The following is a 22,974-nucleotide window of genomic DNA, read 5'->3' on the forward strand; positions in this document are numbered from 1 at the left end:
CTTGTCAGGGCCGCTGCGCGCTGGAGCGCCAGCCCGGCCCAACGGGAGCAAGCTCCCTCGCCACGAAGACGGCGCTCCGTCAAGGAGAGGTGCGTCGAACACAAGCCCCGCGCCAGCGAGCTTGCTTGCGCATTGACTTGATTGATCAATGATTCAGGCCCTGGCCGACCAGGCGCTGACAAATTCGCTGACATCGACCTTGGCCGCCACCCGCGGTTCGTTCAACGGGGTGCCGAGGTACAGGAACGCAATCACCTCTTCCCCTTCAGCCAACCCCAGGCCCTTGGCCACATGGGGCGAGTACGCCAGGTCGCCGGTGCGCCATACCGCGCCGATCCCCTGGGCGTAGGCCGCCAGCAAAATGCCGTGGGCCGCACAACCGGCGGCCAACAGTTGCTCGGACTTGGGCACCTTGACGTGATCCTGCAGGCGCGCCACCACGACCACCACCAACGGTGCGCGCAGCGGACCATTACGCGCCTTGTCCACCAACGCCTGTGGGGTTTCGGCGTCCTGCAGCACTGCAGCCTCGGCCAACAGTTCGCCCAGTTGCTCACGCGCCGCGCCTTCAACCGTCAAAAAGCGCCACGGCTGCAAATGCCCGTGATCCGGAGCACGCAGGGCGGCGGCAAACAGCACTTCGCGCTGCTCGGCAGTCGGTGCCGGGTCAATCAATCGCGGAACGGAAACACGGTTGAGCAAAGCGTCGAGAGCCTGCATCGGCCACCTCCAGAAAAAAATGTTTGGCTATTCTAGCGGTAACTACCGTTGGGATGCCGGTTTACATGCCCTGCCTCGTAGGTAGAATGGCGCCCTTCCTACACTACCCCGAGCGGACTTCATGGCGTTGCCGACCTTACGGATCATTGGTTTTATCATCGGCATCTTCCTGATCACGCTCGCCGTCAGCATGGCTGTGCCGATGGCGACCCTGGTGATTTACGAACGCACCAGCGACCTGCCATCGTTCCTCTGGTCCAGCATGATCACCTTTGTCGCGGGCCTGGCACTGGTCATCCCCGGGCGCCCGGAACATATACACCTGCGTCCGCGCGACATGTACCTGCTCACGGTATCGAGCTGGGTGGTGGTGTGTATCTTCGCCGCGCTGCCGTTCCTGCTGACCCAGCACATCAGCTACACCGACTCGTTTTTCGAGAGCATGTCCGGCATTACCGCCACTGGCGCCACCGTGTTGAGTGGCCTGGACACCATGTCGCCGGGCATCCTGATGTGGCGCTCGCTGCTGCACTGGCTGGGGGGCATCGGCTTTATCGGCATGGCGGTCGCCATTCTGCCGCTGCTGCGCATCGGCGGCATGCGGCTGTTCCAGACCGAGTCGTCGGACCGCTCGGAGAAAGTCATGCCGCGCTCGCACATGGTGGCGCGACTGATCGTTGCCGCCTATGTCGGCATCACCATCCTCGGCAGCCTGGCGTTCTGGTGGGCGGGCATGACCCCGTTCGATGCGATCAACCATGCGATGTCGGCGATTTCCACCGGCGGTTTCTCCACCTCCGACCAGTCCCTGGCCAAATGGACCGCACCGGCGGTGCACTGGGTCGCGGTGGTCGTGATGATTCTGGGCAGCCTGCCGTTTGCCTTGTATGTGGCAACCCTGCGTGGCAATCGCCGGGCACTGATCAAGGATCAACAGGTGCAGGGCTTGCTCGGTATGCTGCTGGTGACCTGGGTGGTCCTCGGGACCTGGTACTGGTGGACCACCGAATTGCATTGGCTGGACGCGCTGCGCCACGTTGCGCTGAACGTCACCTCGGTGGTCACGACCACCGGTTTTGCACTAGGGGACTACAGCCTGTGGGGCAACTTCTCGCTGATGCTGTTTTTCTACCTGGGTTTTGTCGGCGGCTGCTCGGGGTCGACCGCAGGCGGGATCAAGATTTTCCGCTTCCAGGTTGCCTATATCCTGCTCAAGGCCAACCTTAATCAGTTGATTCACCCGCGGGCGGTGATCAAGCAGAAGTACAACGGCCACCGCCTCGACGAAGAGATCGTGCGCTCGATCCTGACCTTTTCGTTCTTCTTTGCGATCACCATCTGCGCCATCGCCCTGGCCCTGTCACTGCTCGGTGTGGACTGGATGACCGCCCTCACTGGCGCGGCCAGCACCGTCTCCGGCGTAGGCCCGGGCCTGGGTGAGACCATTGGCCCGGCGGGTAACTTTGCCACCCTTCCCGACGCCGCCAAGTGGATTCTGTCCCTGGGCATGCTGCTCGGGCGACTGGAGATCATTACCGTGTTTGTGTTGTGTATTCCGGCGTTCTGGCGTCACTGATCACCTTGGGCGCCTCCAGAAAACGCACCCGGTACTCGCCGGGTGTGGAGTCGAACCAGCGCCTGAACGCGCGGAAAAAGTTGCTCGGATCGGCAAACCCAAGCAAGTAGGCAATTTCCAGCAAGGTCATGCTCGGCTGCGCCAGGTACTGTTCGGCCAGTTCGCGCCGGGTGTCATCGAGCAGCGTCTGAAAGCTCGTCCCCTCTTCCTGCAAGCGGCGTTGCAAGGTGCGCTGGGACAGATGCAGCGCTTGCGCGACCGTATCGCGCTTGGGCTCACCCTGGGGCAGCAGCCGACACAGGACCTGCCGCGCATTATGGGTCACCCGACTGCCAGAGAATCGCGCCAGGTACTCCCCGGCAAACCGGTCGTGCAACAGCGCCATGGCCTCATTGGCCGTGGGCAACGGCGCCTCCATGTCCGCCTGCTCGAAGATCAGCGCGTCGTAGGGGGCATTGAACGCCAGTGGCGCATGGAAGGTCCGTGTATAAGGCCCGAGGTCCAGGGGCCGGTCGCCTTGAAACAGGACCTTGCATGGCTGCAAGGTGCGCCCGGTCAGCCAGTTGCACAAGCCTAGCGCACAGGCAAGCGAGGCCTCGGCGCTTTGCCGGGTCGGCGGCAGGTGATCGCCATGCACCGTCAAAATCAGCGCATGGCCTTCGGGTAACAGGCGAAAACTCAGGTCGGCACTTTCGGCAATGATGCGTTGATAGCGCACCAGTCGTTGAAAGCCTTCGGCCAGGGTCCGGCTGGACATCAAGGCATAGCCGACCACATGAAAGGACGCCGGACGCACCACCTTGCCCATGTTCAAGCCAATGGCCGGGTTGCCGGACAACGCTACCGCCCGTTGCCACAGGCGCGTCATCGAGTCTTGAGGGAAACGCGCATCCGGATCATCCAGCGCCGCGTAGTCGAGCCCCAGCTGATTGAACAAGTCCCGGCAATCCAGGCCGTCCATTTCCAGCGCCTTGACAATTCCCATCGCCCAGCTTGAAGAAGTCGTTCGTTCGCTCATGGCGTTTTCTTACGTGACAGGCCGCATCTCGCGACCAATTTCATAAGGATAGTAAAGTGGCGCCTATTGTCACTGGCTGTGGCCAATGATGACTCTAGACTTAAATAAGATCCCCACGGAACATCCGATCAACAGCATCCAGGCCACAGAGATCGCAGTCGTGGAAAACATAAGACATTTCAACAGCTTCGCCGAGTTCTACCCGTACTACCTCGGCGAGCACAGCAACAGCACCTGCCGCCGGCTGCATTTTGTCGGCACCAGCCTGGTGATACTGATCTTCGCCTTGGCCATCGGCAAAGGCGCCTGGTTGTGGTTGCTGGCCTTGCCGCTGGCCGGCTACAGCTTCGCCTGGATTGGCCACTTTTTCTTTGAAAAGAACCGTCCCGCGACCTTCCGGCACCCGCTTTACAGCCTGCTCGGCGATTTCGTCATGTACCGCGACATGCTGGCGGGCAAAGTGCCGTTCTAGCGACCTGCACGGTCACGCTGCCTTGAACCCGGGTTCAATGAACACAATAAGAGGATAGCCGATGAACGCACATGCCCGTTTCACCCACATGCAGGATGGCACGCAGGAAGACTGGGCCATCATTGCAGCGGACTTCAGCGCCTACGCTAGGCAATTGCCGAAACGGATCGTGGCGCACCTGAAGTTGCTGGAGGGTGACTTTGGCGGCTTCCCGGTTGATCGCCTGACCCACTCATTACAGACCGCTACTCGCGCCTGGCGCGATGGTCGTGATGAGGAGTACGTCGTGTGCGCGCTCTTGCATGATATTGGTGACACCCTCGGCAGTTACAACCACCCGGACATTGCCGCGGCGATTCTCAAACCTTTCGTCAGCGCCGAAAACCTGTGGATGGTGGAAAAGCACGGGATTTTCCAGGGCTATTACTTCTTCCATTACCTGGGCATGGATCGGCACCTGCGTGAGCAGTTCAGCGAGCACCCGCAGTACCGGCAGACCATCGAGTTTTGCGCCAGGTACGATGCGGCGGCCTTTGACCCGGCGTACGAGACGCTCCCCTTGAGTTTCTTCGAACCGATGATGGAGCGCCTGTTTGCCCGGCCGAAAAGCTCGATCTATACCGCTGCGCTGGAAGAACACGCCCCGGCCTGAAGACCGGCCGGTTGCCGGCGGTGAGACGTTTACGCCGGCTCTGCCACCTTCACCGCGCTCAGTTGCGCCTCACGCGCCTGGGCGTCCGCCAGCCGGTACAGCTCGATCGTGCCATCCCAATGCTCGATCAGCGCGGTGCAGGACTCCACCCAATCCCCGCAATTGAGGTAGTCCACGCCGCCGACCTTGCGGATTTCCGCGTGGTGAATGTGCCCGCACACAACCCCGTGCAACCCGCGCTTGACGCACTCGTGGGCAATGGCCTCTTCGAAATCGCTGATGAAGCTGACGGCGGTCTTGACCTTGTGCTTGAGGTAGGCGGACAACGACCAGTAACCGTAGCCGTATCGAGCACGCCAGTGATTGAGCCAGCGGTTGAGGGTCAGCGTGATCTCGTAGGCCCAGTCCCCCAGAAACGCCAGCCAGCGGTGATAACGGGTGATCACATCGAACTGATCGCCGTGAATCACCAACAGATGCCGGCCATCGGCGGTGACATGCACAGCCTCGTCCACCAACTGGATATTGCCCAGAATCAGCTTCGAGTAACGCCGCAGGAACTCGTCATGGTTACCAGTGACGTAAACCACCTCGGTACCACGCTTGCTCATGGTCAGCAGGCGACGGATCACGTTGGTGTGCGCCTGGGGCCAATACATACCGCTGCGCAGCTTCCAGCCATCGATAATGTCACCGACCAGGTACACCTTGTCGGCGTGGTAGCCCTTGAGGAACTGCGACAAATGCCCGGCCTGGCAATCCCGGGTGCCCAGGTGCACATCAGAGATCCACAAGGTGCGCACGCGTTGTTTACGGCTGGGTTTGGCGAGTTCGGCACGGGTCATGGGCAACCTCTGCGAGATTTCTTGCCAGCTTGCCCCGCAGCGATTAACAGCCCATGACAAAAATACGGCAGTCCGATGACAGCCCGAAACAGGGGGCGAGCGGTGTAAACTGCCGGTCTGCCTAGGGTCTGTTGACGTTTGGTGGCGAGCCGCGTTGCTGGGCCAACGTGGGCGAGGCAAGGCGCGGGATGCCGCCAATGGTTGTTCCCTTGGCAAATCCCGCAACGCCGCCTCGCCCACGTTGGCACGCAACCCGAAGGGACGGAGCCCGCTTGGTGCAGGGCTGCGTTACTCGGAACTTATTTGGAACAACCAAACCGCGTTCCTCGCGCCTTGCCCTGCACCAAGCGGGCATCCGTCGCGGCCGCCACCAAACGTCAACAGACCCTAGGAGACCGCGATGAGACCGATCCTCACGCTACGCCACTACAGCCACGACTTGATCGTCCACAGCCACGACCACGCACAACTGGTGTTCGGCCTGTCGGGCGCGCTCGACTTCGAGGTCGGCGGCCGTGGCAGCCAGGTGGTGCAACAGAGCTTCGTGGTGGTGCCGTCCGGTGCCCACCACGCCTGTGGCAGTGCCAATGGCAGCCGTTGCCTGGTGCTGGATGTGCCGAGCGATCAATGGGTATCCCAGTCTCTGGGCGAGCACGCGGATGCCAGCCGTCGCCTGCTCGACACCCCCGGGCGCCTGCCGCTGGACGCTGGGCAAAGCCAGTTGGTGAGCTGGCTGGCGAGCAGCCCGGTGGGCGACCCGCTGATTGCCCAGCAGGGCGCCGTGTTGTTGCTTGCCAGCCTCAACAACGCCGCACCGAGCCCAATGGCCGGCAGGCGTCTGCCCTACGCCGCCCTCAATGCGCACATCGACCAATACGCCGCCTACCCGCTGCAAGTCGCCGACCTGGCGCGCGTTGCCGGACTGTCCAGTGCGCGGGTGCATGCACGCTTTGTCACCGAATGCGGGCAGACGCCCATGGACTACATCCGCAGCCGCCGCCTGCACATCGCCGTGAAGCTGTTGCGCGAAACCGCATTGCCCATCGGTGAAGTCGCCTTGCGGGTTGGCTATAGCTCGCAAAGCGCTTTCGCCGCCGTCACTCGCGAGTTCGGTGCCTCTCCCGGCAAACTGCGCCGAGCCGAGACAGAACGCTAGACTGACGCTAAAAATCGCGAGTCTGGCGACAGACACCCCTGTGGCCTGCGCTTTAAAGTGGCCCCATGCCCTAATGCCAGTCAGTTAAGAGAAATAAAGCCGAACACGAAACCCGTGGCGAGGGAGCTTGCTCCCGCTGGGCTGCGCAGCAGCCCCAAAACAGGGCCGCTTTGCGCCCCAGCGGGAGCAAGCTCCCTCGCCACGTGTTCTATGTTCGGCTGGTCTTTGGCTTAACTGATCGGCATTACCCCATGCCCGTGTCTTCGTATTAAGGATTGCAATGACTCCGCGTACCGCCCTTGGCGCCCTGCATATCGGCGCACTGATGTTTGGCCTGACCGGTGTGTTCGGCAAACTCGCCGCCGCCTCCCCCGCCATCATCGTCTTCGGTCGGGCGGCCTTCGCTGTGATTGCCCTGGCCTGCTTCGCCCGTTTCGCCAGCAACACCGGCTGGCAGAAAATGCGCGCCGTGGACACCCGCCGCCTGCTGCTCAGCGGTCTGCTGCTGGCCGCGCACTGGGTGAGTTTCTTCATTGCGGTGAAGGTTGCCGGCGTGGCGATTGCGACTCTGGGGTTTGCCAGCTTCCCGGCGTTCACCGTAATCCTGGAGGGCTTGATCTTCCGCGAGCGAATCCGCGCCAACGAAATACTGCTGGTGGTCCTGGTGAGCATTGGCCTGGTGCTGGTCACCCCGGCCTTCGACCTGGCCAGCGAAGCCACCACCGGCCTGCTCTGGGCCGTGGGCTCGGGCCTGCTGTTCGCCCTGCTGTCGTTGACCAACCGTGCCAGTTCCGGACGCATTCCGGCGGTACAGGCGGCGCTGTGCCAGAACGTGGTCGTTGCACTGTGCCTGCTGCCGGTGGCGGCGCCTGGCTTGAGTGAGGTTCGCGCTCTCGACTGGCTGTGGATTGGCCTGCTTGGGGTGTTCTGTACCGGCCTCGCCCACAGCCTGTTCGTCGCCAGCCTGGCAGTGATCAAGGCACGCACGGCGGCGGTGGTGTTCGCCCTGGAGCCGGTTTACGGGATCACCGTGGCGTGGCTGCTGTTCGGCGAGAACCCGACGCTGCGGATGCTGATCGGCGGTGCGCTGATCATCGTCGCCATCGTGGTTTCCAGCAGCCTGTCGGGGAGTTCAGGCAACAAGGCCGTGTCCGCAGAAACGGTCCCTCACTGAGTCCTGTCGCTGTGACCCAGATCGCGCCCGGGATCGATCTGGTCGCGTACCCGCTGCTTGAGGACCTTGGCCTCCGGGAAACCACCGTCGGCCTTGCGCTCCCAGATCTGCACGCCGTCGCAGCTGATCTGGAACACGCCGCCGGTTCCCGGCACCAGGGACACTTTGCCCAGGTCGTCAGCGAAAGTGCTGAGCAGCTCCTGGGCCAGCCAGGCGGCGCGCAACAGCCATTGGCATTGCGTGCAATAGGTGATGACTACTTCCGGTTTGCTGACGGTCATGACGCGCGAAACTCCTGAGGTCGGTGGCGTCGCTATAATAACCGCCTTTACCGTTCGCCCGAGATTGCCGATGCGCCGCCTGTTGTCCTGCCTGTTGCTGTGCCTGATGCCCTTGTTCGTGCTTGCCGAGCAAGCGCCACGGCCGAAAATCGGCCTGGTACTGTCGGGCGGTGCCGCGCGCGGCCTGGCCCATATCGGCGTGCTCAAGGCGCTGGAGGAGCAAGGCATCAAGATTGACGCGATCGCCGGCACCAGCATGGGGGCGGTCATTGGCGGCCTGTATGCCTCGGGTTACAAGATCGACGAACTGGAAAAACTGGCCCTGGGCATCGACTGGCAGCAGGCACTGTCCGACGCACCACCCCGCGCCGACATACCGTTTCGCCGTAAACAGGATGACCGCGATTTTCTGGTCAAGCAGCAGCTGAGCTTTCGCGATGACGGCAGCCTCGGCCTGCCGCTGGGGGTGATCCAGGGGCAGAACCTGACGCTGCTGCTCGAAAGCCTGCTGGCTCACACCAGCGATACCCGGGACTTCGACAAGCTACCGATTCCCTTCCGCGCGGTGGCGACCGATATCGCCAGCGGCGAGAAGGTGGTATTTCGCAAGGGCCACCTGCCCCAGGTGATTCGCGCCAGCATGTCGATACCGGCCGTGTTCGCCCCGGTCGAACTCGACGGTCGCCTGCTGGTGGACGGCGGCATGACCGACAATATTCCGTTGGACGTGGCCCGCGAGATGGGCGTCGACCTCGCCATCGTGGTCGACATCGGCACCCCGCTGCGCACCCGCAAGCAGATGACGTCGGTGGTCGACGTGCTGAACCAGTCGATCACCCTCATGACCCGCCGCAACTCCGAAGAACAACTGGCCACCCTGCACAAGGACGACATACTGGTCCAGCCACCACTGGCCAGTTTTGGCGTCACCGATTTCGGCAAGGCCCGGGAGATGATCGATGCCGGCTATCGCGCCACGCGCCTCCTCGACGCACGCCTCGCCGCCCTGGGCCCCGCCACACCGGAGGATGCCGAACTGACCGCGGCCCGGGCACCCGGTCAGCGCACGCCCGTCATCAATACCATCCGGGTTGAAAACGATTCGAAAGTCGGCGACGACGTGATCCGCTACTACATTCGGCAGAAGGTCGGCGAACCGCTGGACATCGGCCGATTGCAAACCGACATGGGCACGCTGTATGGCCTGGACTACTTCGACCTGGTGCAGTACCGCGTGGTCCACAAGGGACAGGATCACACGCTGGTGATCCGCGCACGCGGCAAACGCACGGGCACCGACTACCTGCGCCTGGGGCTGAACCTGTCCGACGACATGAAGGGCGACAGCGCCTTCAACATTGGCGCCAGCTACCGCGTGAACGGTATCAACAGCCTCGGCGCGGAATGGCTGACCCGTGCTCAGATCGGTGACCAGCAAGAGCTGTACACCGAGTTCTACCAGCCACTGGACGTGGGGTCGCGCTACTTCATTGCGCCCTATGCCGCCATCGAATCGCAAAACGTGGAAGCCATCCTGGAAAACGACCCGATTGCCGAGTATCGCCTTGAGCGCTATGGCTTTGGCCTGAACCTGGGGCGGCAGATCGGCAACAGTGGCGAGATTCGCCTGGGCGTCGGCGAAGCCTGGGGCAATGCGGATGTGCGCATTGGCGACCAGAGCCTGCCCAGCGAGAGCTTCAACGAAGGGTTCTATGAGCTCAAGTACTCGTTCGACTCACTGGACAACGTCTACTTCCCCCATGCCGGCGAAGACATTGGCCTGTCCTTCCGCGAGTTCGAACCCGGGCTGGGTTCCGACAGCCGTTACCGACAGTGGGATTTCAAACTGGACAAGGCCCTGAGCTTCGGCCCGGACACGTACGTCTTTGGCGGTCGCTACGGACGCACCCTGGATACCGCCGACGTGGTCACGTCCAGCTTCGTGCTGGGCGGTGCCCGGCAACTGTCGGGCTTTCGCCAGGATTCGATTTCCGGCCAGAACGTCAGCCTGACTCGCGCCATCTACTACCGTCGCCTGACGCCGCGCGCCTACCTGCCGCTGGACTTCCCGCTGTACCTGGGGGCATCGCTGGAGCGCGGTCGGGCCTGGAACAACGACAACGAATTCGACAGTGGGTACATCAACGCGGCCAGCGTGTTCTTCGGTTTCGATACGCCCCTGGGGCCGCTGAACTTCAGTTATGGCTTCAACGATGAAGACGAACAAGCGATCTACATGAACCTTGGGCAAACGTTCTGATCCGTGGCCAGGCATAGCGCCTGCCGCCCAGCGCCGGCTTGCCGCCTAGATCGCGGTGGGCCTTGCGGGAGCCGGCGCACTGTCGAACGGATGGATCAGCTCCCACTGCAGGTCCATCGACAGGTCGTCGTTTTTCAACGGCAACCGGTCCGCCGTATCCGGGACAATGGGCGCTACCGAGCGCTCGACCAATGGCCTGGGCTCGATCACTGGCAGCGGTTGATGAGGGACATCAGGCTCCGGCAGATCCACCGCCTGCCGTTGTCGACGACGTAAAATCAGCCCCAGTGACAACAGCCCGCCAAACCCCGCCAAGGCAGCCAGCCGCCACGGCGTCGAGTCGTTGCCGCTCTCGCTCAACGGGGCAACTGCGACGGGCAAGGGTGCGACCGACTCGGGCCGAGGTTGCCGGGCTGCAGCCAATTGCGCCTGCAGTTCGCTGAACTGCTGGTGCTGACGGTCGATTTGATCATCCCGGGTTTGCAAGCGGGCGCGCAACTCATCGATGGAGTGCTGCAACTGCTGGTTCTGCAGAACGCTGGCGGCCAGTTGTTCCTGTGTCGGATCAACCACCCCAGGCATGACTGGGGGCTGGGCCGGTACGACATCTTCGGCGGGCGAGCGCGCTACCGGGACAGGCTCGACGCCAGCCAACGGCACGATCCCCGGGGAACCCGGAGGATCGATCAGCACGGTGTACTCGCGCACCACTCGGCCTTGGGGCTGGTCGAGTTGCAGCAGAAAATTCAGGAAGGGTTCATTGACGGGTTTGTTGGAGGTCACCCGAATCACGCTGCGTTCGCCGCGCAACACCGGTGTGAAGCGAAGATCGTCGAGCAGGCCCGGCCGCTCGATACCCGCACGATTGAACTCATCGGCAGTGGCCAGGCTGACCGACAACTCGCCTTCGGCCAGTGCCTGCGCATCGAGCAGTGCAATCTCTGCCACGAGGGGCTGGTTCAACGCCGAGTGCAGGGAGATTTCGCCCAATCCCAACGCTGGCGTCGCCGTCGAGTAACACAGCACGCCACTGGTCAGAACCCCATGCAGGTAATGCCGCCACGCGGCCGGAAAACACTTGAACATGAACATCCCCTGGAAAACCGGAACCACCCGTGCGTATTCGCACAGGCTGTACGAACACGTTATTGCCAGGTAGTTCTTATAGTTTGCCCAAGGGGGGTGTCTCAAACATCTGCCGGGGGGATATACCTCAGGATTTTTCGAGATTGGCCAGGATATGCCCGTGAACCCGCATGCACACCTTCAAATCCGCCTCGTCGACGCCGGCGAACAGTTCGTGGCGCAAGGCGGTGGCAATGGTTTCAATTTGTTCGATCAACGGACGGGCCGAGGGGCAGAGGACGATTTTTTTCGCCCGGCGGTCTTCTACCACCGCCTGGCGCTGCACCAGCCCCTGGGTTTCCAGACTGTCGAGCAACCGCGCCAGGGTCGGGCCTTCAACCCCCACGCTTTGCGCCAATTCCCGTTGGGTGGGGGCCTGCTCGAAACGCGCCAGGTGCAACAGCACCAGCCAACGTGCCTGGGACAGGCCCAGGCCGGCGAGACGACGATCCAGTTCGGCGCGCCAGCCGCGAGACATCTGCGCCAACTGCATGCCAAAACGGTGCTGATCGGTTAACGGCATAAAAAACTCATGATTAGACTGAAATAGAAAACTAATTATTAGTCAGCTAAGCATGACCCTCGACACGAAGCAAGGGCGCCTATGTACTGAATCGTTACATCATCGAACGTGTTTGTTCACATTTCGAACTCTGACTGCAGGGCCGCCCTCACGCAGTACAACACGCCTTCAGGAACCCGCCCGGCGAACACGCCAGCGACCTCGGCCACGGGCGGCAACTCGCCCTCGCCGTCCAGGAACGCATCCTGGACTTCACCCAGCAGGTCCTCCGGCAGATCCAGCGCCTGTTCCAGCGACAGTTGCTGCTTGCCAATGGCCTCGGCGAGCATCGTGTAGACGTTCTTTTCCGAACACTGCAGTTGACCGGCAATCTGCACGGGTGTCATGCCGGCACGGGCCAGGGTAATCAGTTCGTGGCGCAGGTCGGCCACCACTTTCGGTGCCTCGGCCTGACCGCCCAGGACCTCGAGGAACGCGTCGCCATAGCGCTCCAGCTTGCGCGCGCCGACACCGCTGACCCTGGCCATTTCCGCCAGGGTGCCGGGTTGACTGCGGAGCATTTCCAGCAAGGTGGAATCGGGGAAGATGACGTAAGGCGGCACACCGTGTTCTTCGGCGAGCTTGCGACGCAGGGCGCGCAGGGCTTCCCACTGCTCGCGCTCTTCCAGGCGCACCAGTTGGCTGGCCTGGCTGGTACTGCTCTTGGCGGTGGTTTGCGGCTTGAGGTCGCGACGCAGTTCAAGGGTCACTTCGCCCTTGAGTAGCGGCCGGCAACTGTCGCTCAATCGCAGGCCGCCGTAGCCTTCCAGGTCGATGTCGGCCAGGCCGCGCGCCACCAGTTGCCGGAACAGCGAGCGCCACTCACTTTCTGCCCGCGCCTTGCCGACGCCGAACACCGACAAGTGCTGATGACCGGCGCTACGCACCTTTTCGTTGTCCTTGCCCAGCAGCACTTCCACCAGATGCCCGACGCCATAGCGCTGACCGGTACGGTAGATCGTCGACAAGGCCTGACGGGCCGGTTCGGTCGCATCCCAGGTCTGCACACCGTCGACACAGTTGTCGCAGTGGCCGCAGGGCTGGGGCATGTCTTCATCGAAATAGGCCAGCAAGGTCTGGCGGCGGCAACGGGTTTCTTCACACAGCGAGAGCATGGCGTCGAGCTTGTGCTGCTCCAGGCGCTTGTGACGCTCGTCACCTTCGGAATTTTGCAGCATCTGCTTGAGCATCAGCACGTCCTGCAGGCCGTAGGCCATCCAGGCGTCCGCCGGCAGGCCGTCACGCCCCGCCCGGCCGGTTTCCTGGTAGTACGCCTCAAGGGACTTGGGCAAGTCCAGGTGCGCGACAAATCGCACGTTGGGCTTGTCGATGCCCATGCCGAACGCCACGGTGGCCACCATGATCAGGCCTTCCTCGTTGAGGAAGCGCTTCTGGTGATGGGCCCGCACGTCATTGGCCAAGCCGGCGTGGTACGGCAATGCCGGGTAGCCCTGCTCGCAGAGGAACGCCGCCACTTCGTCGACTTTCTTGCGCGACAGGCAATAGACGATGCCCGCATCGCTGCGGCGCTCGGAAAGGAACGCGAGCAATTGCTTGCGCGGCTGCTCCTTGGGCACGATGCGATAGAAGATGTTCGGCCGGTCGAAACTCGACAGGAAGCGCTCGGCGTCCTGCAGGTGCAGGCGCGTGACGATCTCTTCGCGGGTCCGCTTGTCGGCGGTGGCGGTCAGGGCGATGCGCGGTACATGGGGAAACAGCTCGGCCAACTGGCCCAGTTGCAGGTATTCGGGGCGGAAGTCGTGGCCCCATTGCGAAACGCAGTGGGCTTCGTCGATGGCGAACAGCGCAATATCAAGGCTTTGCAGGAACGCCAGCATGCGTGGCTGGACCAGGCGTTCTGGCGCCAGGTAGAGCATTTTCACTTCGCCACGCTTGATCCGTACGGCCAGGTGACGTTGCTGCTCGGGGCTCAGGGTCGAATTCAGGGCCGCGGCGGCAACACCCAGCTCGTCCAGGGTCGCGACCTGATCGTCCATCAGGGCAATCAACGGCGAAACCACGACAGCCAGGCCTTCGCGCAGCAGTGCCGGCACCTGGAAACACAAGGATTTGCCGCCACCGGTAGGCATCAGCACCAGGGCGTCGCCGCCGCTGGCCACGCGCTCAATAATGGCACCCTGGCGGCCACGAAAACTGTCGTAGCCGAAGATGTCCTTGAGGACGCGCTGAGCCTGATCGAGCATGAAAAACTCCAAATGGTGCTGAATATCCCTGGGTACAGGCTGGATCAAAAAACCGCGTTGTTCACGGACAGATCCGTAAGCGGATTTGTCCCGGGTGATAGCGGTGCCTGCAGGGCTTTGCAAAACGCGCGAGTATACCCGACCGGCCCCGGAGGCTGTTGAGGTTTGCCCCTCGTGCGACGAATGCCCGTGCAATGCAGGCAAATCCGCCACGCGGCTGGCCTGAGCGCTCAAGAACGCCTAGAATTGGTCATCGTATATTCCCAAGGTAGCCCTCCCAATGTCCTTCGCTGAGCAACTAACCCGCCTGCAAGTCTTCCTCGACGCCGACGAGCTGCATGACGAGGCGCTGGACTACGTGGCCGCCCACGGCTATCTGACCGCCCTGTCGATCTGTTCCGAAAGCGTGCCGGAGCGTGAGTGGATCGACGCCCTGTTCGCTGAAGAGCCGCACTACAGCAGCGAAGCCCAGCGCGTGGAAATCGAGTCGACCCTGGTGGCGCTCAAGGCTCACATCGCCCGTCAACTGGCCGCCGATGAAGAATTCGAGCTGCCGTGCGACCTGGATCTGGGCGACGAGCCGGATGACTCCGAACTGCGCGGCTGGTGCATAGGCTTCATGGAAGGCGTGTTCCTGCGTGAAGAAGCCTGGTTCGAAACCGCCGAAGATGAAGTCAGCGAAATGCTGCTGCCGATCATGGTCGGCTCCGGCCTGTTCGATGAACAGCCGGAGTTCTCCGACATCGCGGCCGATGCCAACCTGATGGACGACATGATCGTGCAGATCCCGGAAGCGCTGACCGCGCTGTACCTGCTGTGCAACGCCCCGGACGAAAAACCGGCGATCCTCAAGCCTCGCCACCACTGAGTCCCCGCCTGTGGCTGATCCCATAGGCAACCGCTCCCTGATGCAGCGCTACGTGTTGCTGGCCATAGGCTGGCTAAGCGTAGCGCTGGGAGTGATCGGCATCTTCCTGCCCGTACTGCCCACCACGCCCTTCCTGTTGCTGGCGGCCGCCTGCTTCGCCCGCAGTTCACCGCGTTTCTACCAATGGCTGGTCGAACACCCTCGCCTGGGCCCCTGGATTCGCGACTACCTGGATGGCAACGGCATCCCGCTCAAGGGCAAGGTCTACGCCATTGGCCTGATGTGGCTGAGCATCGGCCTGTCGTGTGTGCTCGTTCCGCTGCCCTGGGCACGCGCGTTCATGCTGACCAGCGCCGTGCTGGTGACGGTGTACATCCTGCGCCAGAAGACCCTGAGCAAACCTTGAGCGCGAGCCCCTGCTGACGACCGCAGCCCGCCCACTCGCGTCTCAACCGACAATCTACCCTGTCCTTGGCCAAACAGCGCCTAAACTCCAGGCATCTGCTTGCGAGCATGCCTGACATGGCCCGTAGTCCGCGTAGTCCAGGAAGGTCAACGCTCCGACTTCGGCTCGGCGGCTGGCTGTTGCTGACCGTTTTCTTGCTGCCGGGGCTGGGCAGCGTCCGGGCGAACTGGAACTTCGGGCAAATCCTGCAAACGGCGGAAAAACGCTACGGCACGCTGGGCCCCGCAAAAGGACGGATCGAGGCATGGAACCAGATGCTGCTAAGTGAATCAGCGGATCCCGAGCGCGAACAACTGAACGCGGTCAATCGCTTCTTCAACCAGCAATTGAGTTTTCAGGACGACACCCGTGTGTGGCGTCAGACCGATTACTGGGCAACCCCTGTCGAATCGCTGGTCAAGGGCGCCGGTGACTGTGAAGACTACGCCCTGGCCAAGTATTTCAGCCTGCGCCAACTCGGTGTTCCCAGCGAAAAACTGCGCATTACCTACGTCAAGGCATTGACCCAGAATCAGGCACACATGGTGCTGACCTACTACGCCAGCCCCACGGCCGATCCACTGGTGCTGGACAACCTGATCGGTGAAATCCGTCCCGCCTCCCAACGCAAAGACCTGCTGCCGGTGTACGCCTTCAACGCCGAAGGCTTGTACATGCCGGGTGCCAACGGCGGCAAACGCAGCGGCGACTCAAAAAGACTGTCGCGCTGGCAGGATGTGCTGCAAAAGATGCAAGTCGAAGGGTTCGCCGTAGGTGATGGCTGATACCGCAGATCAACAAGGAGCGCCGCATGTCGCTACTCAAACAGTTGTTCCTGGCCATCTGCCTGTTTTTGCTGGTGGCCTTCAGTGGCAGCTTTTTTGTCGGCCTGGAAAGCTCGCGCGAGCAGATGCTCGGCCAGTTGCGCTCCCACGCCCAGGATGCCGCCACCGCGCTGGGGTTGTCGCTGACCACACAGATCGACGACCCGGCGATGGTTGAACTGATGGTCAGCTCAATCTTCGACAGCGGCTATTTCTCCAGCATCCGCGTGGTCGACATCGAAGATGAAAAGATCATGGTGGAGCGCACCGCCACTGCCGCGTCCGGAGGCATACCGGGCTGGTTCGTCAAGCTGGTCGACCTGCGCCCCCAGGGCGGCGATGCGCTGATCATGCGCGGCTGGGAGCAGGCCGCACGGGTCGAAGTGCTGAGCAATCCGCAGTTTGCCCTGGCCAAACTGTGGGACAGCACCCTGGGCAGCCTGATCTGGTTACTGCTGTGCGGCTTGCTCAGTGCCGTGTTTGGTGGCTGGCTGCTGCGCCGACAATTGCGTCCGCTGGACACCATGGTCAAGCAGGCCGAAGCCATCAGCCACCGGGAGTTTCTCAGCTCCCCCAAACTGCCGAACACCCCGGAACTCAAGCGGGTCATGCTGGCGATGAACCAGATGGTCGAAAAGCTCAAGGGACTGTTCGCCGAAGAGGCCGCCCGCAGCGAAAAACTGCGCGCCGAATCCTATCAGGACAGCCTGACGGGGCTGGCCAACCGGCGCCTGCTCGACGAGCAACTGGCCGATCAACTGCTGGTCTCCGAACAGAGCCGTACCGGGCATTTACTCATGCTGCGGGTCAACGACCTGACCGGCCTGAACCAGCGACTGGGTGGCCAGCGCACCGATGCGCTGATCGGCGCCATTGGCCAGTTGCTCAAGCGCCTGGCTCAACAACCCGAGCGTCACGCCTGGCTGGCCGCGCGCAATCGTGGTGGAGAGTTCAGCCTGCTGACACCGGGCCTGGACACCCAGGAGGCGGCGCGCCTGGCCAGCGAGATCAGCGCCACGCTGGAAAACCTGCGCCTGACGGGAGCCAGCGACTGCACCCCCGTCGCCCACCTGGGGATCGTTGCCTATGCGCCGGGCGAGACATCCGGCGATGTATGGCTGCGTCTCGATCAAGCCTTGACCCAGGCACAGCGACAACCGGAACGGCCATGGGTGTACCTGGCCCGGTCCGACAATGCGCCGAACCAGACCCAGCATGACTGGCGCACCTGGATCGACGACGCCCTGACCCATGGCAAGATGCAGCTGTACTTCCAGCCGGTGGTGCAATGCGCCGACACCCGGCAACTGTTGCATCACAAGGTATTGGCACGCCTGCTCGACCCGCAGGGCGAAGCCATCGCCGCCGGGCACTTCCTGCCCTGGATCGAACGCCTCGGCTGGACCGCGCGGTTTGACCTGGCCATGCTCGAAAACACCCTGGAGTACCTCGCCGAACACCGCCAGCCGCTGGCCCTGAGCCTGTCCGGCAGTACCCTGAGCGATGCCACGCAACTGCGTATCCTGCTCGACACGCTCGAGGCCCTGCCAGACCTTGCGCCGTTGCTGACCCTGGAAATCGACGAGCGCCAGTTACCACCGCCTGAAGCACTGCGCCAGTTGAGCCAAAGCCTGCGCGAAACCGGCTACCACATAGGCCTGCAACACTTCGGCGGCAGCTTCAACCAGATCGGCAACCTCACCCAGCTGGGCCTGGCCTACCTGAAAATCGATGGCAGCTACATCCGCGCCATCGATCAGCAAAGCGATAAACGCCTGTTCATCGAAGCGATTTTCCGCGCCACCAACAGCATCGACTTGCCACTGATCGCGGAAATGGTCGAGACCCACGGCGAGCTGGAAGCGCTCAGGGGATTAGGGCTGTTCGGGGCGATGGGCCGGTTGATCGGACCGCCGCAGCCGATGTGATATCCCGCACCGCGACGATGGGAGCACGCGATTGTCGCCAGCCCCGCATCGCCAAAGACCCTCCCCTTGGCCCGGACGACAAAAAACCCGCGATTCCTTTACACAAGGAATCGCGGGGTTTGTCGTTTCAGGTCAGACGGTATCCACCTTCAGCGAATGGTCGTTGAGCATGCCGTTGATAATGGTGGCGGTGTCGTGCCCACCGGCAACCACCCCGCCCGCCCCTGGCGTGACACCGTAGTGGTCGGCCAGGTTGACGCCTGCAAGATCGATGGTCTGGGTCGGCGCGGCACCGGCCTTGGCACTGACGTCGATGCTGGTGACCAGTGAGGCGCCGCTGCCAGTGACGGTGAAGTGCAGGTAGTCATCCAGCGAGGCCGTGGTGGCGTTTTCGCCTTGCAGCAACTGCGACAGGTCGAGCTTGTCGATACCCGGCGTGAAGTCGGTGACCAGGTCATGCCCACTGTTCGCGTTCGACCACTGGAAGGTATCGGCGCCCTGACCGCCGCTCAGGGTGTTGTTGCCCAACCCGCCGATCAGCAAGTCGTCGCCGTCACCGCCATTGAGCACGTCGTGACCCAAGCCCCCGGTGATGACGTTGGCGTTGCCATTGCCGGTCAGGGTGTCGTTGAAATTGGAGCCGGTCAGATTCTCGATAGCGCTCAGGGTATCGGAGCCCGCGCCACCGGTGCCCTGTGCGCCCAACAGCCCCAGGTTGACGGTCACCGCCGATGTGGCATGGGCGTAGCTGGCGGTGTCGGTGCCGGTGCCACCGTCGAGCAGGTCGGTGCCGGTACCGCTGAACAACCGGTCATTGCCCGCGCCGCCGTGCAACTCGTTGTTGCCGTTGCCCGCCGTGAGCACGTCATTGCCGTCGCCAGCATTGAGCATGTTGTTGCCCGCACCGGCCACCAGCACGTCGTCCCCCGAGGTCCCGGTGAGGGTATTGCCTTCCTGGTAACTGATGGTGACGTTGGCCGTGTCACTGCCGCCATGGTTATCGTGGGTGGTGTAGGTGCCGTGGTAGTCCGCTGTCACGTCATGGGCGCCGGCATAGTTGACCGTCATGGTCAGTTGGTAATCTTCCGAGTTGTTCGCACCGCCACCGCTAGGGTTCGTGACGTTGATCACGCGGATCTGGTAGGTACCATCCGCCGCTGCGGCGAGGGTATCGCCATCGGCAATCGCCACGAACGGGGCGCCGTTGAGCGAGTACGCCATGGTGATGCGCCCGTCCGCCAGGTCGTGGTTCAGGTTGAGGGTTTCACCCTGCTTCAGACTGACGGTGATCACGTCTTCATCGTTGGCATTGTTACCGGAAACGCCCCCCAGATAACCGCTGATCACCAGCAGCGCGGTCATGGTGGCAGCGTCTCCGACAAAGGAGGTACGCACGTTCGCCAGGCTCTGGTTGGCGGCATTATTGTTGTTGGTGCCGGTGAAGTTGATGGCCCCGGTGCCGGTGAAGTCAGCGCCCTTGGCTATCCAGCCAGTGTTGAAGGTGGTCGGTGTAACCGTCAGCAGATCGCCATTGGCATCGCTGTCGTTCGCCAGCAGCAACTCGCCCGGCACCACGACGCTGCTCGACGACACGTTGGTAATGACGTGGTCATCCCCCGCCACCGGCGCCGAGTTCGGCACGACATTGATCGTCAGCGTGGCACTGGCCTGGTCGCCATCGTTGTCGCTGACCGTGAAGCCGATACTCTCGGTGAGCTGCACCGACGTGGTTTTCTGCGAGGTGTAGGTGTAATCACCCGTGTCGAGGTTGATCACCAGGGTACCGCCCTTGGTCGTGGCGATGCTGATGCTGTTGTCGACCGTGTTGAAGGTTCCGCGGTTGGTACCGCTGAAGGTCAGCGAACCGGCGTTGGTATTGCCTTGCGGGTCATAGGTGTAGGTGGTCCCGTCGATCACGATGGATTTGATAAAGCCGCCATCGGCGCCGAAGTTACCGCCCTCGCCCAGCAATGTGCCGGTGACCGGCGCACCGACCACCGTGCCCGAAAGCACCGAATTGAGCTGCACCAGGTCAGTCACGACCACTGCACTGGTGTCGGTGTGGACAGCACCGTTGTACGACAACGGATTGAGGTTGGCGTTGCTCACCCCGGCGCCCAGACCGATGGCGTAGTTGTTGATGTCATTGGCGTCGAGGAACGCCTTGAGCGCCGTCTCGTCGGCCGTGCCGATTTCCTGTCCCAATGTCGGAGCACCGTCGGAGAAGAAATAGCCGACATTCTGCGCACCGGTGAGTTTGCCGGCTTTGTTGAACGCGGTTTGCATCATTGCCACCGCCGCATCGTAGTTGGTCCCCCCGCCGGCTGAAAGGCCGGCAACGATGAGTTTGGCCGTGGCGACATCGACCCAGACCGTCGACGTGTTGTTGGTGGCGCTGCTGCTGAAGGTGACAATCTGCACTTTGACATCGCCCAAGTCGTCGTACTTGTCGAGCAAGGCACTGATGGCCGCTTTAGCCAGGTCCAACCGGGTTCCACCTCCCGGGACACCGGATGACTGATCCATACTGCCGGATACGTCGATCACCAGCAGCAGATTGGAGTCGATCTCCACCGCTGGCACCGAACGCTCGGCAGCCATGGCTTTGGGCACGTCATCGACGATGTTCACCAGGATGGTACTGGTGGTGGAGTTGCCCAAGGCATCGGTTGCCTTGTAGGTGAAGCTGTCTGTCAGGGTGTTTGGCCCATCATTGGCGTTGGGTGAAGTTTTCGGTGCCGAGGTCAGGGTGTAGGTGTAGGTGCCGTTCGGGTTGAGCACGATTTGCCCATAGCTGCCGGTGGCGCTGCTCACCAGCGTATAGGTGATCGCGCCACTGCCACCGCTGACCGAGCCCACCAGTGTGCCGGTGGAAGTTTCCCCCGTATTGCCCGGATCACTGCCGGTGACTGTACCGGCGGCCAGGTCCTGGCCGTCCTGGGTCAGGTCCAGGGCTTTTTCGTAGACCGTGACATCCGTGTCAACGACCGCCGCCAGACCGTTGTCGGTGACGTGGATGGTGATGGTGGTGGTGCTTTCATCGCCGTCGGCATCACGAACGGTGTAGACGAACGTGTCGGTGGCGCCCGGTGGAGTCACCGAGTCCGGATGACTGTGGTACACCGCGTTGCCCGCGGCATCCAGGGTCAGGTAACCGTAGGTGCCGGCGATGTTGTTGCCCAGGCCTCCGCTGGCCGGAGTCGCGGTATTGCTGCCAGCCCTCACACCCACCACGGTCGCACCGTCGGCGCCAATGATGTCGTTACCCAGTACCGCGAGATTGAGCGCTGTACCTTCGATCACGGAGCCGCTGTCGGGTTTGGCAACGGGCACGTCGTCGACGATGTTCACGTCCAGCGAGTCGGTCGCGGTGGTGCCGGTGCTGTCGGTGACCGTGACGTTGAAGGACTCGCTGAGGCTGTTGGTGCCGCCGGCGGTCGGGTGATTTTCGTTGTCGTTGAGGGTGTAGCTGTAGCTCACCAGCCCGCTCGCCGAGTCGTAGCCGGTGATAGTCAGGGTGTTGCCCAGGACGGTGGTGAAGGTTTGCGGGAAGCCGGCGGTCGCGCCATGGGTGACCACGTTGATCCCGCCGACACTCAGGGTCTGCACGCCGTCCAGCGCGGTGACGGTGAAGGTACCGCTTTGGGTCAGTGAAGGCGCGCCGGGGGTGGAGCCGTCGCTGAGGGCTTTTTCGTAGACCGTCAGCTCGCCGCCTTCGACCTTGAGCCCGGTGATGGTCACTGGATCGTCGTTGTTGTGGACATTGAGCACCAGGGTAGCGGTGCTGGTATCGCCGTCGGCGTCGGTATGGGTGTAGGTGAAGGTTTCAGTGCCGTTGGTTTTCAGCGCCAGGAACGCCGGGTTGCCGGTGTCAACGGTGTAGGTGTAGGTGCCGTTGGCCGCCAGGACCAACTGGCCGTAGGTGCCGCTGACCGTCTGCGCGGTGATCGGCCCGGTCGGTACCCGATCCGCGCCCTGGGTGTCGTTGCTCAGCACGTTGCCACTGAGGATGGTCTGTATTTCGCTGGCGGTCCCCGCGTTGCTGTCGTTCACCGCCGTCGGCACATCGTCGACGATGTTCACGTCCAGCGAGTCGTTGGCGGTGGTGCCGTTGCTGTCGGTGACCGTGACGCTGAAGGATTCGCTGAGGCTGTTGGTGCCGCTGGCGGTCGGGTGGTTTTCGTTGTCGTTGAGGGTGTAGCTGTAGCTCACCAACCCGCTCGCCGAATCGTAGCCGGTGATGGTCAGGGTGTTGCCCAGGCCGGAGGTGAAGGTTTGCGGGAAGCCGGTGGTCACACCGTTAGTCACCACGTTGATCCCGCCGACACTCAGGGTCTGCACGCCGTCCAGCGCCGTCACCGTGAAGGTACCGCTTTGGGTCAGTGAAGGAGTGCCGGGGGTGGAGCCGTCGCCGAGGGATTTTTCGTAGACCGTCAGCTCGCCGCCTTCGACCTTGAGCCCGGTGATGGTCACTGGATCGTCGTTGTTGTGGACATTGAGCACCAGGGTAGCGGTGCTGGTATCGCCGTCCGCGTCGGTATGGGTGTAGGTGAAGGTTTCAGTGCCGTTGGTTTTCAACGCCAGGAACGCCGGATTGCCGGTGTCGACGGTGTAGGTGTAGGTGCCGTTGGCGGCCAGGACCAACTGGCCGTAGGTGCCGTTGACCGTCTGCGCGGTGATCGGCCCGGTCGGTACCCGATCCGCGCCCTGGGTGTCGTTGCTCAGCACGTTGCCACTGAGGATGGTCTGTATTTCGCTGGCGGTCCCCGCGTTGCTGTCGTTCACCGCCGTCGGCACATCGTCGACGATGTTCACGTCCAGCGAGTCGTTGGCGGTGGTGCCGTTGCTGTCGGTGACCGTGACG

The 22,974-nt window shown here is 62.5% G+C and carries 18 protein-coding genes; 10 read left to right on the forward strand and 8 right to left on the reverse strand.

The genetic code is table 11. The annotated features are described in order from the left end of the window. Positions 1-153: 153 nt before the first annotated feature. The gene (locus tag CKW25_RS14775) at positions 154-720 is read right to left on the reverse strand and encodes an NAD(P)H nitroreductase (protein WP_095080191.1); all 567 of its coding nucleotides are present in this window, start codon (positions 718-720) and stop codon (positions 154-156) included. A 121-nt stretch (positions 721-841) separates the two neighbouring features. Here CKW25_RS14775 and CKW25_RS14780 point away from each other — a divergent pair, with 121 nt between their 5' ends. Then, complete coding sequence (locus CKW25_RS14780) at positions 842-2,296, forward strand: TrkH family potassium uptake protein (RefSeq protein WP_095080192.1); 1,455 nt, start codon at positions 842-844, stop codon at positions 2,294-2,296. Here the strand turns inward: CKW25_RS14780 and CKW25_RS14785 are convergent. Further along, complete coding sequence (locus CKW25_RS14785; RefSeq protein ID WP_095080193.1) at positions 2,253-3,314, reverse strand: AraC family transcriptional regulator; 1,062 nt, start codon at positions 3,312-3,314, stop codon at positions 2,253-2,255. The two genes, CKW25_RS14780 and CKW25_RS14785, sit on opposite strands and share 44 nt — an antisense overlap. Positions 3,315-3,474: 160 nt before the next feature. Between CKW25_RS14785 and CKW25_RS14790 the strand changes: the two genes are divergently transcribed. Both CKW25_RS14790 and CKW25_RS14795 read left to right on the forward strand, forming a co-directional pair. After that, on the forward strand, positions 3,475-3,786 hold the full coding sequence (locus CKW25_RS14790) for a DUF962 domain-containing protein (protein ID WP_095080194.1): 312 nt from the start codon (positions 3,475-3,477) through the stop codon (positions 3,784-3,786). 61 nt (positions 3,787-3,847) lie between these two features. Continuing rightward, positions 3,848-4,438, forward strand: a complete 591-nt coding sequence (locus CKW25_RS14795) for an HD domain-containing protein (protein ID WP_095080195.1) — start codon at positions 3,848-3,850, stop codon at positions 4,436-4,438. Between the two features lie 29 nt (positions 4,439-4,467). Here the strand turns inward: CKW25_RS14795 and CKW25_RS14800 are convergent, their stop codons facing one another. Continuing rightward, entirely contained in the window at positions 4,468-5,283 is an 816-nt protein-coding gene (locus CKW25_RS14800) for a UDP-2,3-diacylglucosamine diphosphatase (protein ID WP_095080196.1), read from the reverse strand. A gap of 400 nt (positions 5,284-5,683) precedes the next feature. On the opposite strand from CKW25_RS14800, the gene CKW25_RS14805 reads away from it, so the two are divergent. Both CKW25_RS14805 and CKW25_RS14810 read left to right on the forward strand, forming a co-directional pair. After that, positions 5,684-6,439, forward strand: a complete 756-nt coding sequence (locus CKW25_RS14805; RefSeq protein ID WP_095080197.1) for an AraC family transcriptional regulator — start codon at positions 5,684-5,686, stop codon at positions 6,437-6,439. A 280-nt stretch (positions 6,440-6,719) separates the two neighbouring features. Continuing rightward, entirely contained in the window at positions 6,720-7,613 is an 894-nt protein-coding gene (locus CKW25_RS14810; protein WP_095080198.1) for a DMT family transporter, read from the forward strand. Here CKW25_RS14810 and CKW25_RS14815 read toward each other — a convergent pair. Then, the gene (locus CKW25_RS14815; protein WP_095080199.1) at positions 7,607-7,894 is read right to left on the reverse strand and encodes a SelT/SelW/SelH family protein; all 288 of its coding nucleotides are present in this window, start codon (positions 7,892-7,894) and stop codon (positions 7,607-7,609) included. The genes CKW25_RS14810 and CKW25_RS14815 overlap by 7 nt on opposite strands. A 70-nt stretch (positions 7,895-7,964) precedes the next feature. Here CKW25_RS14815 and CKW25_RS14820 point away from each other — a divergent pair, with 70 nt between their 5' ends. After that, a complete protein-coding gene (locus CKW25_RS14820) occupies positions 7,965-10,154 on the forward strand; it encodes a patatin-like phospholipase family protein (protein ID WP_095080200.1) in 2,190 nt (729 codons plus the stop codon). A 45-nt stretch (positions 10,155-10,199) separates the two neighbouring features. Here the strand turns inward: CKW25_RS14820 and CKW25_RS27265 are convergent, their stop codons facing one another. The 3 genes from CKW25_RS27265 to recQ all read right to left on the reverse strand — a co-directional run bounded on the left by CKW25_RS27265 (position 10,200) and on the right by recQ (position 14,045). Further along, positions 10,200-11,240 (reverse strand): hypothetical protein, encoded by a 1,041-nt coding sequence (locus CKW25_RS27265; RefSeq protein ID WP_095080201.1) that lies wholly within the window; start codon positions 11,238-11,240, stop codon positions 10,200-10,202. 127 nt (positions 11,241-11,367) lie between these two features. Then, positions 11,368-11,802, reverse strand: a complete 435-nt coding sequence (locus CKW25_RS14830) for a MarR family transcriptional regulator (protein WP_095080202.1) — start codon at positions 11,800-11,802, stop codon at positions 11,368-11,370. A 116-nt stretch (positions 11,803-11,918) separates the two neighbouring features. Continuing rightward, on the reverse strand, positions 11,919-14,045 hold the full coding sequence (recQ, locus tag CKW25_RS14835) for a DNA helicase RecQ (protein WP_095080203.1): 2,127 nt from the start codon (positions 14,043-14,045) through the stop codon (positions 11,919-11,921). A 280-nt stretch (positions 14,046-14,325) separates the two neighbouring features. Between recQ and CKW25_RS14840 the strand changes: the two genes are divergently transcribed. The 4 genes from CKW25_RS14840 (at position 14,326) to lapD (ending at position 18,110) form a co-directional block, all read left to right on the forward strand. Further along, complete coding sequence (locus CKW25_RS14840; protein ID WP_095080204.1) at positions 14,326-14,913, forward strand: YecA family protein; 588 nt, start codon at positions 14,326-14,328, stop codon at positions 14,911-14,913. 40 nt (positions 14,914-14,953) lie between these two features. Continuing rightward, positions 14,954-15,319 (forward strand): YbaN family protein, encoded by a 366-nt coding sequence (locus CKW25_RS14845; protein ID WP_172736530.1) that lies wholly within the window; start codon positions 14,954-14,956, stop codon positions 15,317-15,319. Between the two features lie 116 nt (positions 15,320-15,435). Continuing rightward, positions 15,436-16,143: a cysteine protease LapG gene (lapG, locus tag CKW25_RS14850; RefSeq protein WP_095080206.1), complete on the forward strand. Its 708-nt coding sequence runs from the start codon at positions 15,436-15,438 to the stop codon at positions 16,141-16,143. Between the two features lie 26 nt (positions 16,144-16,169). Next, on the forward strand, positions 16,170-18,110 hold the full coding sequence (gene lapD, locus CKW25_RS14855; protein ID WP_095080207.1) for a cyclic di-GMP receptor LapD: 1,941 nt from the start codon (positions 16,170-16,172) through the stop codon (positions 18,108-18,110). A 132-nt stretch (positions 18,111-18,242) separates the two neighbouring features. Here lapD and CKW25_RS27065 read toward each other — a convergent pair. Then, positions 18,243-22,974, reverse strand: a 4,732-nt coding sequence (locus CKW25_RS27065) for an Ig-like domain-containing protein (protein WP_256577975.1), incomplete at its 5' end; no start/stop codon positions are given.

It is taken from the genome of Pseudomonas sp. Irchel s3h17, from assembly GCF_900187505.1.
Taxonomy (GTDB): Bacteria; Pseudomonadota; Gammaproteobacteria; order Pseudomonadales; family Pseudomonadaceae; genus Aquipseudomonas.

What these genes read in the sequence shown, in the direction of transcription:
- CKW25_RS14775 (WP_095080191.1), bottom strand. Translation starts at nt 720, where the DNA reads ATGCAGGCTCTCGACGCTTTGCTCAACCGTGTTTCCGTTCCGCGATTG.
- CKW25_RS14780 (WP_095080192.1), top strand. Translation starts at nt 842, where the DNA reads ATGGCGTTGCCGACCTTACGGATCATTGGTTTTATCATCGGCATCTTC.
- CKW25_RS14785 (WP_095080193.1), bottom strand. Translation starts at nt 3,314, where the DNA reads ATGAGCGAACGAACGACTTCTTCAAGCTGGGCGATGGGAATTGTCAAG.
- CKW25_RS14795 (WP_095080195.1), top strand. Translation starts at nt 3,848, where the DNA reads ATGAACGCACATGCCCGTTTCACCCACATGCAGGATGGCACGCAGGAA.
- CKW25_RS14800 (WP_095080196.1), bottom strand. Translation starts at nt 5,283, where the DNA reads ATGACCCGTGCCGAACTCGCCAAACCCAGCCGTAAACAACGCGTGCGC.
- CKW25_RS14805 (WP_095080197.1), top strand. Translation starts at nt 5,684, where the DNA reads ATGAGACCGATCCTCACGCTACGCCACTACAGCCACGACTTGATCGTC.
- CKW25_RS14810 (WP_095080198.1), top strand. Translation starts at nt 6,720, where the DNA reads ATGACTCCGCGTACCGCCCTTGGCGCCCTGCATATCGGCGCACTGATG.
- CKW25_RS14815 (WP_095080199.1), bottom strand. Translation starts at nt 7,894, where the DNA reads ATGACCGTCAGCAAACCGGAAGTAGTCATCACCTATTGCACGCAATGC.
- CKW25_RS14820 (WP_095080200.1), top strand. Translation starts at nt 7,965, where the DNA reads ATGCGCCGCCTGTTGTCCTGCCTGTTGCTGTGCCTGATGCCCTTGTTC.
- CKW25_RS27265 (WP_095080201.1), bottom strand. Translation starts at nt 11,240, where the DNA reads ATGTTCAAGTGTTTTCCGGCCGCGTGGCGGCATTACCTGCATGGGGTT.
- CKW25_RS14830 (WP_095080202.1), bottom strand. Translation starts at nt 11,802, where the DNA reads ATGCCGTTAACCGATCAGCACCGTTTTGGCATGCAGTTGGCGCAGATG.
- recQ (WP_095080203.1), bottom strand. Translation starts at nt 14,045, where the DNA reads ATGCTCGATCAGGCTCAGCGCGTCCTCAAGGACATCTTCGGCTACGAC.
- CKW25_RS14840 (WP_095080204.1), top strand. Translation starts at nt 14,326, where the DNA reads ATGTCCTTCGCTGAGCAACTAACCCGCCTGCAAGTCTTCCTCGACGCC.
- CKW25_RS14845 (WP_172736530.1), top strand. Translation starts at nt 14,954, where the DNA reads ATGCAGCGCTACGTGTTGCTGGCCATAGGCTGGCTAAGCGTAGCGCTG.
- lapG (WP_095080206.1), top strand. Translation starts at nt 15,436, where the DNA reads ATGGCCCGTAGTCCGCGTAGTCCAGGAAGGTCAACGCTCCGACTTCGG.
- lapD (WP_095080207.1), top strand. Translation starts at nt 16,170, where the DNA reads ATGTCGCTACTCAAACAGTTGTTCCTGGCCATCTGCCTGTTTTTGCTG.